This is a genomic window from Geobacillus sp. WSUCF1 (genome assembly GCF_000422025.1).
In the GTDB taxonomy this organism is placed as follows: Bacteria; Bacillota; Bacilli; order Bacillales; family Anoxybacillaceae; genus Geobacillus; species Geobacillus zalihae.
The window spans coordinates 16,630-32,231 of sequence record NZ_ATCO01000154.1 but is presented as its reverse complement, the minus strand read 5'-3'; the positions used below and the strand labels follow the sequence as shown (position 1 = coordinate 32,231).

At 54.4% G+C, this 15,602-nt stretch carries 9 protein-coding genes and 4 pseudogenes; all 13 read left to right on the top strand.

Features of this window, described 5'->3' with window-relative positions:
- Positions 1 to 47: 47 nt before the first annotated feature.
- The 13 genes and pseudogenes from I656_RS02670 to rbfA all read left to right on the top strand — a co-directional run bounded on the left by I656_RS02670 (position 48) and on the right by rbfA (position 15,588).
- Complete coding sequence (locus tag I656_RS02670; protein ID WP_011230753.1) at positions 48 to 821, top strand: isoprenyl transferase; 774 nt, start codon at positions 48 to 50, stop codon at positions 819 to 821.
- A pseudogene (locus I656_RS02675) lies at positions 818 to 1,613 on the top strand (phosphatidate cytidylyltransferase). The gene I656_RS02670 and the pseudogene I656_RS02675 overlap by 4 nt, the downstream one beginning before the upstream one ends.
- A gap of 20 nt (positions 1,614 to 1,633) precedes the next feature.
- Positions 1,634 to 2,782: a 1-deoxy-D-xylulose-5-phosphate reductoisomerase gene (gene dxr / locus I656_RS02680; protein WP_011230755.1), complete on the top strand. Its 1,149-nt coding sequence runs from the start codon at positions 1,634 to 1,636 to the stop codon at positions 2,780 to 2,782.
- Between the two features lie 2 nt (positions 2,783 to 2,784).
- Positions 2,785 to 4,049: pseudogene (gene rseP, locus I656_RS02685) on the top strand (RIP metalloprotease RseP).
- A gap of 23 nt (positions 4,050 to 4,072) precedes the next feature.
- The gene (locus I656_RS02690; protein WP_015374425.1) at positions 4,073 to 5,776 is read left to right on the top strand and encodes a proline--tRNA ligase; all 1,704 of its coding nucleotides are present in this window, start codon (positions 4,073 to 4,075) and stop codon (positions 5,774 to 5,776) included.
- 102 nt (positions 5,777 to 5,878) lie between these two features.
- Entirely contained in the window at positions 5,879 to 10,183 is a 4,305-nt protein-coding gene (locus I656_RS02695; RefSeq protein WP_033006432.1) for a PolC-type DNA polymerase III, read from the top strand.
- 244 nt (positions 10,184 to 10,427) lie between these two features.
- A complete protein-coding gene (gene rimP, locus I656_RS02700) occupies positions 10,428 to 10,901 on the top strand; it encodes a ribosome maturation factor RimP (protein ID WP_015374427.1) in 474 nt (157 codons plus the stop codon).
- A gap of 24 nt (positions 10,902 to 10,925) precedes the next feature.
- Entirely contained in the window at positions 10,926 to 12,077 is a 1,152-nt protein-coding gene (gene nusA, locus I656_RS02705) for a transcription termination factor NusA (RefSeq protein ID WP_015374428.1), read from the top strand.
- A gap of 13 nt (positions 12,078 to 12,090) precedes the next feature.
- The gene (gene rnpM / locus I656_RS02710) at positions 12,091 to 12,381 is read left to right on the top strand and encodes an RNase P modulator RnpM (RefSeq protein WP_011230761.1); all 291 of its coding nucleotides are present in this window, start codon (positions 12,091 to 12,093) and stop codon (positions 12,379 to 12,381) included.
- A pseudogene (locus tag I656_RS02715) lies at positions 12,371 to 12,680 on the top strand (YlxQ family RNA-binding protein). Before rnpM ends, I656_RS02715 begins: the two are co-directional and overlap by 11 nt.
- A 13-nt stretch (positions 12,681 to 12,693) precedes the next feature.
- Positions 12,694 to 14,914, top strand: a pseudogene (infB, locus tag I656_RS0116535) (translation initiation factor IF-2).
- Positions 14,911 to 15,189, top strand: coding sequence for a DUF503 domain-containing protein (locus I656_RS02720; protein WP_015374431.1), 279 nt, complete (start codon positions 14,911 to 14,913; stop codon positions 15,187 to 15,189). The pseudogene infB and the gene I656_RS02720 overlap by 4 nt, the downstream one beginning before the upstream one ends.
- 15 nt (positions 15,190 to 15,204) lie before the next feature.
- On the top strand, positions 15,205 to 15,588 hold the full coding sequence (gene rbfA, locus I656_RS02725) for a 30S ribosome-binding factor RbfA (RefSeq protein WP_015374432.1): 384 nt from the start codon (positions 15,205 to 15,207) through the stop codon (positions 15,586 to 15,588).
- The last annotated feature ends 14 nt before the right edge of the window (positions 15,589 to 15,602 follow it).

Sequence of the window (15,602 nt, the reverse complement as noted above, 5' to 3'; positions counted from 1 at the left end):
TTTTTTTGCTATAATGGAAAGGCAAAACACGATCCCGGAGGACTCGTATGTTCAATAAAATGCGAAAAACAAAAGAGAAAGACGTCCCGGTGACGAAAGAAGAGGTGCTCAGGCATCCGATGCCGAACCACGTCGCCATCATTATGGACGGAAACGGGAGATGGGCGAAAAAGCGGGCGCTGCCGAGGGCGGCCGGCCATTACGAAGGCATGCAAGTTGTGCGCAAAATCACTCGTTTTGCGAATGAGCTGGGGATTCAGATTTTGTCGCTTTACGCGTTTTCGACAGAAAACTGGAAACGTCCGAAAAGTGAAGTCGATTATTTGATGAAGCTGCCGGAACAGTTTTTGACGACGTTTCTTCCCGAGCTCGTCGCCGAAAATGTCAAAGTCCAAGTGATCGGTCATACGGAGGCGCTGCCCGATCATACGCGCCGGGCGGTCGAGAAAGCCGTGAAGGAAACAAGCGGCAACACCGGCCTTGTGTTAAACTTTGCCCTTAATTATGGAAGCCGGGCGGAAATCGCTGCCGCCGTAAAGCAGATCGCCAAAGACGTCGAACGCGGGATGCTCGCGCCGGAAGACATCACCGAGCCGCTCATTTCCTCGTACTTGATGACGAGCGGGCTCGCTGACCCTGACTTGCTCATCCGTACGAGCGGGGAGATTCGCTTGAGCAATTTCATGCTTTGGCAGTTGGCGTATACGGAACTTTGGTTTACGGATGTCTTATGGCCGGATTTTACGGAGCAACATTTCTTAGAGGCGATTGCCGCTTACCAGCGGCGCGACCGCCGATTTGGAGGAGTGTCAGCGCGATGAAGCAGCGAATCATCACCGGAGTCATAGCGGCGGCGCTCTTTTTGCCGATTGTTATTTTTGGCGGATTTCCGTTTATAATAGTAACATATATATTGGCCACGATTGGGCTGTTTGAATTGTTGCGGATGAAAGGGATGCACCCGTTGTCGTTTGTCGGGGCGGCTGGATTGATCGCCCTTTGGCTGTTGCTCGTTCCCGCCCGTTACGGCGGCGAGTGGTTGGCGTCTGGGACCGCCAAATTTGGCGTGCTCGCCGCTTTGGCTTTTTTGTTGCTTGTCGGTACGGTCGTGACGAAAAATGCGCTCTCGTTCGATGAGGCGGCGTTTGTCGTTTTGGCGGTCGTCTATGTCGGCGTAGGGTTTTTCTGTTTCGGCGCTGTTCGTTTGGTTGGGTTCGTGTACTTCGTTTATGCCTTGTTTGTCATTTGGGCGACTGACATTGGGGCGTATTTCTTTGGCCGCGCGTTTGGCCGGCGCAAGCTATGGCCGGAGATCAGCCCAAAAAAAAACGGTGGAAGGCGCCATCGGCGGCATCGCTTCCGCGGCTGTTGTCGCCGCGATTTACGAGTGGGCGGCGGCGCCGTTTGGCAGTTTGGCGGCCGCGCTTGGCGTCGCGCTGCTGCTGTCGGTGTTCGGTCAGCTCGGCGATTTGATCGAATCGGCATTTAAGCGCCATTACGGCGTCAAAGATTCCGGGGCGATTTTGCCGGGACATGGCGGCATTTTAGACCGGTTTGACAGCTTGCTGTTCGTGCTGCCGATATTGTACATATTGCTTGAAATCGCACGATAAGCGGGTGAGGAGTGAAACGATTGAAATATATTAGTATATTAGGGGCGAGCGGATCGATCGGCACACAGACGCTCGATGTCATCCGCGCCCATCCGGACGAATTCCGCTTGGCCGCCGCATCGGTCGGGAAAAATATCGAGGCGGCGAGGCGGCTGATCGCTGAATTTTCCCCAAGTCTTGTCGCCGTCGCTGACCGTGATGCGTATAAAGTTCTTTATCGCGAGTACCGCGGGCGGACGACGATCGTGTACGGAGAGGAAGGATTGATTGAAGCAGCCGTTTGCCCACAAGCCGATGTTGTCGTCACCGCTGTCGTCGGCAGCGTCGGCCTTGTGCCGACGCTGAAGGCGATTGAAGCGGGAAAAGCGATCGCCCTCGCCAACAAAGAGACGCTCGTTGTCGCCGGACATCTCGTCATGGCTGCAGCCAAGCGGCGCGGTGTGCCGCTGTTGCCAGTTGACAGTGAACATTCCGCCATTTTTCAATGTCTGCAAGGGGAAAGGATGGAACACGTTGACAAACTCATTCTGACCGCATCCGGCGGCAGCTTCCGCGACAAGACGCGCCGAGAGCTCGCTCATGTGACGGTTGAGGAGGCGCTTTGCCATCCGAACTGGTCGATGGGGGCAAAAATTACGATTGATTCGGCGACCATGATGAATAAAGGATTTGAGGTCATTGAGGCTCATTGGCTGTTCGGGCTGCCGTATGAGCGGATTGAGGTTGTTTTGCATCGAGAAAGCATCATCCATTCGCTCGTTCAGTTCCGTGACACAAGTGTATTGGCGCAGCTTGGAACGCCGGATATGCGCGTTCCGATCCAATATGCGCTTGCGTATCCAAAGCGGTTGCCGCTCCCATCCGCCAAGCCGCTTGATTTCATCTCGCTTGGGGCGCTCCATTTCGCCCCGGTTGATTTCGACCGCTATCGCTGTTTGCGTCTCGCCTATGAGGCTGGCAAGCGCGGCGGCTCGCTGCCGACGGTGTTGAATGCGGCCAATGAGGAGGCGGTGGCGGCGTTTTTAGCCGGGCGCATACCGTTTTTGGCCATCGAGGAGTGGATTGAACGCGCGCTCGAGCGCCATCGGCCAGTGAGCAATCCGCAGCTTGAGGACATTCGTGAAATCGATGCGGACGCGCGCGCCTACGTCCGCTCACTACTATCATAAAGGTGGTTGAAACGTTGGAATCGATCATTTCATTTATCGTCGTCTTTGGTGCCCTCGTCTTTTTTCACGAGCTCGGCACTTGCTGCTAGCAAAACGGGCCGGCATTTTGTGCCGCGAATTTGCCATCGGCTTCGGGCCGAAAGTGTTTTCGTTCAAGAAAAACGAAACGGTGTACACGATCCGCCTGCTCCCGCTTGGCGGCTTCGTCCGCATGGCCGGTGAAGACCCGGAGACGATTGAATTGAAGCGTGGGCAAGTCGTCGGTCTTTTGCTTGATGAGAGCGGCCAAGTGGAAAAAATCGTCCTCAACCATAAGGACGATTATCCGAATATCCGCGTAGTGGAAGTGGAAGAGGCCGATTTAGAGCATGGCATGTATGTGACCGGCTATACGGACGGCGAGCGGTTCGAGCGGTTTACGGTCAAGGAGCCGGCGTTTTTCGTCGTCGACCGCCAAGAGATTCAAATTGCTCCGTACCATCGCCAATTTGCGGCAAAAACGCTCGGGCAGCGAACGATGACGATTTTGGCCGGACCGCTCGCCAACTTTCTCTTGTCGCTCGTTGTCTTTATCATCATCGGTCTTTTGCAAGGCTATCCGGTCGACAAGCCGGTGATCGGCGAGCTGACGCCGGAAGGAGCGGCGCGCGCCGCCGGCTTGAAGCAAGGGGATAAAGTGATCGCCATTAACGGCGAACGGATGGAAACATGGACGGAAATCGTCAACACGATTCGCGCCCATCCGGGAGAACCGCTTCAGTTTCAAATTGAGCGGAATGGGAAAGAACGGAGTGTGACGGTCACTCCGGAGGCGAAAACGGTGCAAGGGGAGACGATCGGCTTGATCGGCGTCTATCAGCCGATGGAAAAATCGGTGTTGGGCTCGATCAAGCAGGGGCTGGTTGAGACGTATTACTGGACGCGGGAAATTGTAACGGGGCTCGGCCAATTGATCACCGGCCAGTTTCAGCTTGACATGCTGTCCGGACCGGTCGGCATCGCTGTATCGACCGGCAAGGTGGCGGAGTCTGGGATCTACTACTTGATGAAATGGGGCGCGATTTTAAGCATCAACCTGGGGATTGTCAACTTGTTGCCATTGCCGGCGCTAGACGGCGGGCGGCTCCTCTTTTTCGCCATTGAAGCGGTGCGCGGCAAGCCGGTCGACCGGCAAAAAGAAGGAATGGTTCATTTTATCGGCTTTGCCTTGCTGATGTTGCTGATGCTTGTGGTGACATGGAATGACATTCAAAAATTTTTCCTATAGAGAGAAAACGAGGTGGCTAATGGATGAGACAAAGTCAAGCATTTATTCCGACGTTGCGTGAAGTGCCGGCGGATGCGGAAGTGAAAAGCCATCAGCTCCTGCTGCGGGCCGGCTTCATTCGTCAAAGCGCAAGCGGCGTCTATACGTTTTTGCCGCTTGGGCAGCGTGTTTTGCAAAAAGTGGAAGCCATCATTCGCGAGGAAATGAACCGAATTGGAGCGATGGAGCTCTTCATGCCGGCCTTGCAGCCAGCTGAGCTTTGGCAGCAGTCCGGCCGCTGGTACTCGTACGGGCCGGAACTGATGCGCTTAAAAGACCGGCACGAGCGCGATTTCGCCCTCGGGCCGACGCATGAGGAAATGATCACGGCGATCGTCCGCGACGAAGTGAAAACGTACAAGCGGCTGCCGCTTGTCTTGTACCAAATCCAAACGAAATTCCGCGATGAAAAGCGTCCGCGTTTTGGGCTGTTGCGCGGCCGCGAGTTCATGATGAAAGACGCCTACTCGTTCCATACGTCGAAAGAAAGCTTGGATGAAACGTACAACAACATGTATGAGGCGTATGCGAACATTTTCCGCCGCTGCGGATTGAACTTCCGCGCCGTCATCGCCGACTCGGGGGCGATTGGCGGCAAAGATACGCATGAGTTTATGGTGTTATCTGACATCGGCGAAGATACGATCGCCTACTCCGATGCGTCTGACTATGCCGCCAACATCGAGATGGCGCCGGTCGTGGCCACGTACGAAAAAAGCGATGAGCCGCCAGCCGAATTGAAAAAAGTGGCGACGCCGGGGCAAAAAACGATCAATGAAGTCACGTCCTATTTGCAAGTCTCGCCGGAGCGTTGCATTAAATCGCTCTTGTTCAATGTGGACGGCCGCTATGTGCTCGTTCTCGTCCGCGGCGATCATGAAGCGAACGAGGTGAAGGTGAAAAACGCACTCGACGCGACGGTCGTCGAATTGGCGACGCCGGAAGAAACGGAGCGGGTGATGAACGCTCCAATCGGTTCGCTCGGCCCGATCGGCGTCAGCGAAGACGTCACGGTGATCGCGGACCATGCTGTCGCCGCCATCACGAACGGCGTCTGCGGCGCGAACGAGGAAGGATACCATTACATCGGAGTCAACCCGGGCCGCGATTTTGCCGTCAGTCAATACGCCGATTTGCGCTTCGTAAAAGAAGGCGACCCGTCGCCGGATGGCAAAGGGACGATCCGCTTTGCCCGCGGCATTGAAGTCGGGCATGTGTTTAAGCTGGGGACAAAATACAGCGAAGCGATGAACGCCGTCTATTTGGATGAAAACGGCCAAACGCAGACGATGATCATGGGTTGCTACGGCATCGGCGTATCAAGATTGGTGGCCGCAATCGCCGAACAGTTTGCTGACGAACACGGGCTTGTGTGGCCGGCTTCGGTCGCACCGTTTCACATCCATTTGCTTACAGCGAACGCAAAAAGCGATGAACAGCGCGCGTTGGCGGAAGAGTGGTATGAAAAGCTCGGACAGGCTGGGTTTGAAGTGTTGTATGACGACCGCCCCGAACGGGCCGGAGTGAAGTTTGCCGACAGCGATTTGATCGGCATTCCGCTCCGCGTCACCGTCGGCAAGCGAGCGGGCGAAGGCGTTGTGGAAGTAAAAGTGCGGAAAACGGGCGAGACGTTCGATGTGCCGGTCAGCGAGCTTGTCGACACTGCGCGCCGTCTCCTTCAATCATGAGTGCCGGCGCTTTCGAAAAAGAATTCTGTCTTTTTCGCCGGCGCTTTTGTTATGGTATGATATAGAAAGAGAATGATGTTGAGAGGGGAACAAACGGACGTCATGGTGACAAAAGAGCAAAAAGAGCGGTTTCTCATCCTGCTTGAGCAGCTGAAGATGACGTCGGACGAATGGATGCCGCATTTTCGTGAGGCAGCCATTCGCAAAGTCGTGATCGATAAAGAGGAGAAAAGCTGGCATTTTTATTTTCAGTTCGACAACGTGCTGCCGGTTCATGTATACAAAACGTTTGCCGATCGGCTGCAGACGGCGTTCCGCCATATCGCCGCCGTCCGCCATACGATGGAGGTCGAAGCGCCGCGCGTAACTGAGGCGGATGTGCAGGTGTATTGGCCGCTTTGCCTTGCCGAGCTGCAAGAAGGCATGTCGCCGCTTGTCGATTGGCTCAGCCGGCAGACGCCTGAGCTGAAAGGAAACAAGCTGCTTGTCGTTGCCCGCCATGAAGCGGAAGCGCTGGCGATCAAACGGCGGTTCGCCAAAAAAATCGCTGATGTGTACGCTTCGTTTGGGTTTCCCCCCCTTCAGCTTGACGTCAGCGTCGAGCCGTCCAAGCAAGAAATGGAACAGTTTTTGGCGCAAAAACAGCAAGAGGACGAAGAGCGAGCGCTTGCTGTACTGACCGATTTAGCGAGGGAAGAAGAAAAGGCCGCGTCTGCGCCGCCGTCCGGTCCGCTTGTCATCGGCTATCCGATCCGCGACGAGGAGCCGGTGCGGCGGCTTGAAACGATCGTCGAAGAAGAGCGGCGCGTCGTGGTGCAAGGCTATGTATTTGACGCCGAAGTGAGCGAATTAAAAAGCGGCCGCACGCTGTTGACCATGAAAATCACCGATTACACGAACTCGATTTTAGTCAAAATGTTCTCGCGCGACAAAGAGGACGCCGAGCTCATGAGCGGCGTCAAAAAAGGCATGTGGGTGAAAGTGCGCGGCAGCGTGCAAAACGATACGTTCGTCCGTGATTTGGTCATCATCGCCAACGATTTGAACGAAATCGCCGCAAACGAACGGCAAGATACGGCGCCGGAAGGGGAAAAAAGGGTCGAGCTCCATTTGCATACCCCGATGAGCCAAATGGACGCGGTCACCTCGGTGACAAAACTCATTGAGCAAGCGAAAAAATGGGGGCATCCGGCGATCGCCGTCACCGACCATGCCGTTGTTCAGTCGTTTCCGGAGGCCTACAGCGCGGCGAAAAAACACGGCATGAAGGTCATTTACGGCCTTGAGGCGAACATCGTCGACGATGGCGTGCCGATCGCCTACAATGAAACGCACCGCCGTCTTTCGGAGGAAACGTACGTCGTCTTTGACGTCGAGACGACGGGCCTGTCGGCTGTGTACAATACGATCATTGAGCTGGCGGCGGTGAAAGTGAAAGACGGCGAGATCATCGACCGGTTCATGTCGTTTGCCAACCCTGGACATCCGTTGTCAGTGACAACGATGGAGCTGACTGGGATCACCGATGAGATGGTGAAAGACGCCCCGAAGCCGGACGAGGTGCTAGCCCGTTTTGTTGACTGGGCCGGCGATGCGACGCTTGTTGCCCACAACGCCAGCTTTGACATCGGTTTTTTAAACGCGGGCCTCGCTCGCATGGGGCGCGGCAAAATCGCGAATCCAGTCATCGATACGCTCGAGCTGGCCCGTTTTTTATACCCGGATTTGAAAAACCATCGGCTCAATACATTGTGCAAAAAATTTGACATTGAATTGACGCAGCATCACCGCGCCATCTACGACGCGGAGGCGACCGGGCATTTGCTTATGCGGCTGTTGAAGGAAGCGGAAGAGCGCGGCATACTGTTTCATGACGAATTAAACAGCCGCACGCACAGCGAAGCGTCCTATCGGCTTGCGCGCCCGTTCCATGTGACGCTGTTGGCGCAAAACGAGACTGGATTGAAAAATTTGTTCAAGCTTGTGTCATTGTCGCACATTCAATATTTTCACCGTGTGCCGCGCATCCCGCGCTCCGTGCTCGTCAAGCACCGCGACGGCCTGCTTGTCGGCTCGGGCTGCGACAAAGGAGAGCTGTTTGACAACTTGATCCAAAAGGCGCCGGAAGAAGTCGAAGACATCGCCCGTTTTTACGATTTTCTTGAAGTGCATCCGCCGGACGTGTACAAGCCGCTCATCGAGATGGATTATGTGAAAGACGAAGAGATGATCAAAAACATCATCCGCAGCATCGTCGCCCTTGGTGAGAAGCTTGACATCCCGGTTGTCGCCACTGGCAACGTCCATTACTTGAACCCAGAAGATAAAATTTACCGGAAAATCTTAATCCATTCGCAAGGCGGGGCGAATCCGCTCAACCGCCATGAACTGCCGGATGTATATTTCCGTACGACGAATGAAATGCTTGACTGCTTCTCGTTTTTAGGGCCGGAAAAAGCGAAGGAAATCGTCGTTGACAACACGCAAAAAATCGCTTCGTTAATCGGCGATGTCAAGCCGATCAAAGATGAGCTGTATACGCCGCGCATTGAAGGGGCGGACGAGGAAATCAGGGAAATGAGCTACCGGCGGGCGAAGGAAATTTACGGCGACCCGTTGCCGAAACTTGTTGAAGAGCGGCTTGAGAAGGAGCTAAAAAGCATCATCGGCCATGGCTTTGCGGTCATTTATTTGATCTCGCACAAGCTTGTGAAAAAATCGCTCGATGACGGCTACCTTGTCGGGTCGCGCGGATCGGTCGGCTCGTCGTTTGTCGCGACGATGACGGAAATCACCGAGGTCAATCCGCTGCCGCCGCATTACGTTTGCCCAAACTGCAAGCATTCGGAGTTCTTTAACGACGGTTCAGTCGGCTCAGGGTTTGATTTGCCGGATAAAAACTGCCCGCGATGTGGGACGAAATACAAGAAAGACGGGCACGACATCCCGTTTGAGACGTTTCTCGGCTTTAAAGGCGACAAAGTGCCGGATATCGACTTGAACTTTTCCGGCGAATACCAGCCGCGCGCCCACAACTATACGAAAGTGCTGTTTGGCGAAGACAACGTCTACCGCGCCGGGACGATTGGCACGGTCGCTGACAAAACGGCGTACGGATTTGTCAAAGCGTATGCGAGCGACCATAACTTAGAGCTGCGCGGCGCGGAAATCGACCGGCTCGCGGCTGGCTGCACCGGGGTGAAGCGGACGACCGGACAGCATCCGGGCGGCATCATCGTCGTCCCTGATTATATGGAAATTTACGATTTTACGCCGATTCAATATCCGGCCGATGACACGTCCTCTGAATGGCGGACGACCCATTTCGACTTCCATTCGATCCACGACAATTTGTTGAAGCTCGATATTCTCGGGCACGACGATCCGACGGTCATTCGCATGCTGCAAGATTTAAGCGGCATCGATCCGAAAACGATCCCGACCGACGACCCGGATGTGATGGGCATTTTCAGCAGCACCGAGCCGCTTGGCGTTACGCCGGAGCAAATCATGTGCAATGTCGGCACGATCGGCATTCCGGAGTTTGGCACGCGCTTCGTTCGGCAAATGTTGGAAGAGACAAGGCCAAAAACGTTTTCCGAACTCGTGCAAATTTCCGGCTTGTCGCACGGCACCGATGTGTGGCTCGGCAACGCGCAAGAGCTCATTCAAAACGGCACGTGTACGTTATCGGAAGTCATCGGCTGCCGCGACGACATTATGGTCTATTTGATTTACCGCGGGCTCGAGCCGTCGCTCGCTTTTAAAATCATGGAATCCGTGCGCAAAGGAAAAGGCTTAACGCCGGAGTTTGAAGCAGAAATGCGCAAACATGATGTGCCGGAGTGGTACATCGATTCATGCAAAAAAATCAAGTACATGTTCCCGAAAGCGCACGCCGCCGCCTACGTGTTAATGGCGGTGCGCATCGCCTACTTTAAGGTGCACCATCCGCTTTTGTATTACGCGTCGTACTTTACGGTGCGGGCGGAGGACTTTGACCTTGACGCCATGATCAAAGGATCAGCCGCCATTCGCAAGCGGATTGAGGAAATCAACGCCAAAGGCATTCAGGCGACGGCGAAAGAAAAAAGCTTGCTCACGGTTCTTGAGGTGGCCTTAGAGATGTGCGAGCGCGGCTTTTCCTTTAAAAATATCGATTTGTACCGCTCGCAGGCGACGGAATTCGTCATTGACGGCAATTCTCTCATTCCGCCGTTCAACGCCATTCCGGGGCTTGGGACGAACGTGGCGCAGGCGATCGTGCGCGCCCGCGAGGAAGGCGAGTTTTTGTCGAAGGAGGATTTGCAACAGCGCGGCAAATTGTCGAAAACGCTGCTCGAGTATCTAGAAAGCCGCGGCTGCCTTGACTCGCTTCCAGACCATAACCAGCTGTCGCTGTTTTAGTGGAAACGCCGCCGCTGAAGGAAGCGGACAGCGCTCTTTCGCCCGAGCGGCAGTTTCCCGTTGCAATATATTTCCCAATGTGTTATAGTTTTAGTGGAATTGGCAAAGATAATGGCAAGCAGAGAGTGGGGAAACCCACTCTTTCGTCTTGAATGGGCACCCATCTCTCGTTCATTCCCCGCCTTGTGCAGGGGATTTTCTCATTATGCCACGCATGCACGTTTGCTCGGTAAGGAGGAACACAATGAGCAAAAAGGTGACAGAAACGGTCGAACAACTCGTCACACCGATCTTAGACGAAATGGGGCTTGAACTCGTCGATATTGAATATGTGAAGGAAGGGAAAAATTGGTTTTTGCGCGTCTTCATTGACTCTGACGATGGCGTCGATATTGAACAATGCGGTGCTGTCAGCGAAAAATTGAGCGAAAAGCTCGATGAAGTCGATCCGATTCCGCATAACTATTTTTTGGAAGTATCATCGCCCGGAGCGGAGCGGCCGCTGAAAAAGGCAAAAGATTTTGCCAAGGCCATTGGGAAACATGTATATATCAAAACGTATGAGCCCATTGAAGGAGAAAAGCAGTTTGAAGGCGAACTAACCGCTTTTGACGGAACGACCGTGACGCTGTTGGTCAAAGACCGCGGACGGCAAAAAACGGTCGCCATTCCGTATGAAAAAGTGGCAAGCGCCCGATTAGCCGTCATTTTCTTCTAATCGCAAAAGGGGGATTTTTGTTGCATGAACACGCAATTGCTTGAGGCGTTAGCCGATCTGATGCGGGAAAAAGGCATCAGCAAAGAAGTCGTGATGGAAGCGATCGAAGCGGCGATCGTTTCGGCGTATAAACGCAATTTCGGGCAGGCGCAAAACGTGCGCGTCGATCTCAATATGGACACCGGCACGATCCGCGTGTTCGCGCGCAAAGATGTCGTCGAAGAGGTGGCCGATCCGCGCCTTGAAATTTCGCTTGAGGAGGCGCAGCGGATCAATCCGAATTATCAAATCGGCGACGTCGTCGAGCTCGAAGTGACGCCGCGCGATTTCGGGCGCATCGCCGCACAGACGGCGAAGCAAGTCGTCACCCAGCGCGTGCGCGAGGCAGAGCGGAGCATCATCTACGCCGAATTTGTCGACCGTGAAGAGGACATTATGACCGGCATCGTTCAGCGCGTCGACCCGCGCTTTGTCTACGTCAGCCTCGGCAAGGCGGAGGCGCTCCTGCCGGCAAACGAACAAATGCCGAATGAAACATATAAGCCGCACGACCGGTTGAAAGTATACATTACGAAAGTGGAAAAAACGACAAAAGGGCCGCAAATTTTCGTCTCCCGCACCCACCCGGGACTGTTGAAACGGCTGTTTGAGCTCGAAGTGCCGGAAATTTACGACGGAACGGTCGAGATTAAATCGATCGCCCGCGAAGCCGGCGACCGTTCGAAAATTTCCGTCCACTCCGACAACCCGGAAGTCGATCCGGTCGGCGCATGCGTCGGACCGAGAGGGCAACGCGTGCAGGCCATTGTTGATGAGCTGAACGGAGAAAAAATCGATATCGTCCGCTGGTCGGCCGATCCGGTGGAGTTTGTCGCCAACGCGTTAAGCCCGGCGAAAGTGTTGCGCGTCATTGTCAACGAGGAGCAAAAGGCGACGACGGTCATCGTTCCGGATTATCAGCTGTCGCTCGCCATCGGCAAACGCGGGCAAAACGCGCGGCTGGCGGCGAAATTGACCGGCTGGAAAATTGATATTAAAAGCGAATCGGAAGCGCGGGAGATGGGCATTGATCCGCATGCGCCATCCACTTCGCTTGATTTCAGCGATGCGGCGGCCGATAATGAAAATAGCGAAGAAAACGGCCCATCGTTTGATCAATCAGCGGAAATCGAGTGAGGGGGAATGAAAAATGGCAGCGCAAAAGAAAATTCCGTTGCGCAAATGCGTCGTCACTGGAGAGATGAAGCCGAAACGGGAGATGGTGCGCATCGTCCGCTCGAAAGAGGGGGAAGTGTCGATCGACCCAACCGGCAAAAAGGCGGGGCGCGGCGCGTATATTACCCTTGATCCGGAATGCATTTTGCAGGCGAAAAAGAAAAACATTTTGGCCCGCCATTTAAAAGCAGACATCGATGATGCGATTTATGACGAATTGCTCGCCTTGGCGGAAAAGGAGAAACAGGCCGGACATGAAGCATAACCGTTGGGCATCGCTGCTTGGATTGGCGCAGCGGGCGGGCAAAGTCGTCTCCGGCGAGGAGCTTGTCGTCAAAGAAGTGCAGCGGGGTCGGGCGCGGCTCGTCTTGCTTTCGCAAGACGCATCGGTCAACACCGAAAAAAAAAGTGACGGACAAATGCACGTTTTATGGCGTCCCGCTTTGCAAAGTGCCGGACCGGTATGTGCTTGGCGGCGCGATCGGCAAGGACGCCCGCGTCGTTGTCGCTGTCATCGACGAAGGGTTTGCGCGCCAATTGCAAACGATGCTCGACCGATCTTAATGGGGGTGACTGTATGTCGAAAATGCGTGTGTATGAATACGCGAAAAAACAGAACGTTCCAAGCAAGGACGTCATTCATAAATTGAAAGAAATGAATATTGAAGTGAACAACCATATGGCGATGCTGGAGGCTGATGTCGTCGAAAAACTCGACCATCAATATCGCCCGAACACCGGGAAAAAAGAAGAGAAAAAGGCGGAAAAGAAAACGGAGAAGCCGAAACGGCCGACGCCGGCGAAAGCGGCCGATTTTGCTGATGAGGAAATGTTTGACGACAGCAAAGAAGAGGCGAAAATGAAACCGGCGAAGAAAAAGGGAGCGCCAAAAGGGAAGGAAACGAAAAAAACCGAGGCGCAACAGCAAGAAAAGAAACTGCTCCAAGCGGCGAAAAAGAAAGGAAAAGGGCCGGCGAAAGGGAAAAAGCAGGCAGCACCAGCCGCCAAACAAGCGCCGCAGCCGGCGAAAAAAGAAAAAGAGCTGCCGAAAAAAATTACGTTTGAAGGCTCGCTTACCGTGGCCGAACTGGCGAAAAAGCTTGGCCGCGAACCGTCGGAAATTATTAAGAAGCTGTTTATGCTCGGCGTGATGGCGACAATCAACCAAGATTTAGACAAAGACGCCATCGAGCTCATCTGCTCGGATTACGGCGTTGAAGTCGAAGAAAAAGTGACGATCGATGAGACGAACTTTGAAGCGATCGAAATTGTCGATGCGCCGGAAGATTTGGTTGAACGGCCGCCGGTCGTGACGATCATGGGGCACGTCGACCACGGGAAAACGACGTTGCTTGATGCGATCCGCCATTCCAAAGTGACGGAGCAAGAAGCCGGCGGTATTACGCAACACATCGGTGCGTATCAAGTGACGGTCAATGACAAAAAAAATTACGTTCCTCGATACGCCGGGGCATGAAGCGTTTACAACGATGCGGGCGCGCGGCGCGCAAGTGACCGATATCGTCATTCTTGTCGTTGCCGCGGATGACGGGGTCATGCCGCAGACGGTGGAAGCGATCAACCACGCCAAGGCGGCAAACGTGCCGATTATTGTCGCCATCAACAAAATCGATAAGCCGGAAGCGAACCCGGACCGCGTCATGCAAGAATTGATGGAATACAACCTCGTTCCGGAGGAATGGGGCGGCGATACGATTTTCTGCAAGTTGTCGGCGAAAACGAAAGAGGGCCTTGATCATCTTTTGGAAATGATTTTGCTTGTCAGTGAGATGGAAGAATTAAAAGCCAACCCGAACCGGCGTGCGGTCGGTACGGTGATCGAAGCGAAGCTTGATAAAGGGCGTGGCCCGGTGGCAACGCTTTTGATTCAAGCGGGAACGTTGCGTGTCGGCGATCCGATTGTCGTCGGCACAACATACGGGCGCGTGCGCGCGATGGTGAACGACAGCGGCCGGCGCGTCAAAGAGGCGACTCCGTCCATGCCAGTCGAAATTACGGGGCTGCATGAAGTGCCGCAAGCCGGCGACCGCTTCATGGTGTTTGAGGATGAGAAAAAGGCGCGGCAAATCGCGGAGGCGCGGGCGCAGCGGCAGCTGCAGGAGCAGCGAAGCGCCAAAACGCGCGTCAGCTTGGATGATTTGTTTGAACAAATTAAGCAAGGCGAAATGAAAGAGCTGAATTTGATCGTCAAAGCCGATGTTCAAGGATCGGTTGAGGCGCTTGTCGCCGCCTTGCAAAAAATCGATGTGGAAGGCGTGCGGGTGAAAATCATCCACGCGGCTGTCGGCGCCATCACCGAATCGGATATTTCGCTGGCGACGGCATCGAACGCCATCGTCATTGGATTTAACGTCCGTCCGGATGCAAACGCAAAGCGCGCCGCTGAATCGGAAAAAGTCGACATCCGCCTCCATCGCATCATTTACAATGTCATCGAGGAAATTGAAGCGGCGATGAAAGGGATGCTCGATCCGGAGTACGAAGAGAAAGTGATCGGTCAGGCGGAAGTGCGGCAAACGTTCAAAGTATCGAAAGTCGGCACGATCGCCGGTTGCTATGTCACGGACGGCAAAATTACCCGCGACAGCAAGGTGCGCCTCATTCGCCAAGGCATCGTCGTCTACGAAGGGGAAATCGATTCGCTCAAGCGGTATAAAGACGATGTGCGCGAAGTGGCGCAAGGGTATGAATGCGGGTTGACGATCAAAAACTTCAATGATATCAAAGAAGGAGATGTCATCGAAGCATACATCATGCAGGAAGTGGCCCGGGCATGATCGGCTTCGCCGCGTGCGAATGCATCATCTACAACGCCCGCTCTCTCAAGGATAAACGGGCCGTCCTGCAGCGGGTCATGACAAGAATCCGGCAAAAATATAACGTCTCTGTGGCCGAAATTGATCATCAAGACGCATGGCAGCGGGCCAAAATCGGCCTTGTTGCCATTACGTCCAGCCGCCGGGCGACCGAACGGGAGCTCGAGCGGGCGCTTGCTTTGATCGACTCGTTCCCTGAGCTGGAGCGGGCGGCCACATCATTCGAGTGGTTGTAACCGAGGTGATGGGTGATGAATATACGGGCAACTCGCGTTGGCGAGCAAATGAAAAAAGAGTTGAGCGACATCATCAGCCGCAGGCTGAAAGACCCGCGCATCGGCTTTGTCACGGTGACCGATGTGCGGGTCACCGGTGATTTGCAGCAGGCGAAAGTGTACATCAGCATCCTCGGCGATGACAAGCAGCGGGAAGAGACGTTGAAGGCGCTCGAGAAAGCGAAAGGGTTTATCCGTTCGGAAATCGGGCAGCGCATCCGCCTTCGCAAGACGCCGGAAATTTTCTTTGAAATCGATGAAACGATGGAATACGGCAGCCGCATCGAACAGCTGATCCGGCAAATTTCAAGCGATGACCACCCGGCGAAAGAGGCGGATGGGGAGCCGAACAATGGATAGACGAACCGTCTATC

What these genes read in the sequence shown, in the direction of transcription:
- I656_RS02670 (WP_011230753.1), top strand. Translation starts at nt 48, where the DNA reads ATGTTCAATAAAATGCGAAAAACAAAAGAGAAAGACGTCCCGGTGACG.
- I656_RS02690 (WP_015374425.1), top strand. Translation starts at nt 4,073, where the DNA reads ATGAGACAAAGTCAAGCATTTATTCCGACGTTGCGTGAAGTGCCGGCG.
- I656_RS02695 (WP_033006432.1), top strand. Translation starts at nt 5,879, where the DNA reads ATGGTGACAAAAGAGCAAAAAGAGCGGTTTCTCATCCTGCTTGAGCAG.
- rimP (WP_015374427.1), top strand. Translation starts at nt 10,428, where the DNA reads ATGAGCAAAAAGGTGACAGAAACGGTCGAACAACTCGTCACACCGATC.
- nusA (WP_015374428.1), top strand. Translation starts at nt 10,926, where the DNA reads ATGAACACGCAATTGCTTGAGGCGTTAGCCGATCTGATGCGGGAAAAA.
- rnpM (WP_011230761.1), top strand. Translation starts at nt 12,091, where the DNA reads ATGGCAGCGCAAAAGAAAATTCCGTTGCGCAAATGCGTCGTCACTGGA.
- I656_RS02720 (WP_015374431.1), top strand. Translation starts at nt 14,911, where the DNA reads ATGATCGGCTTCGCCGCGTGCGAATGCATCATCTACAACGCCCGCTCT.
- rbfA (WP_015374432.1), top strand. Translation starts at nt 15,205, where the DNA reads ATGAATATACGGGCAACTCGCGTTGGCGAGCAAATGAAAAAAGAGTTG.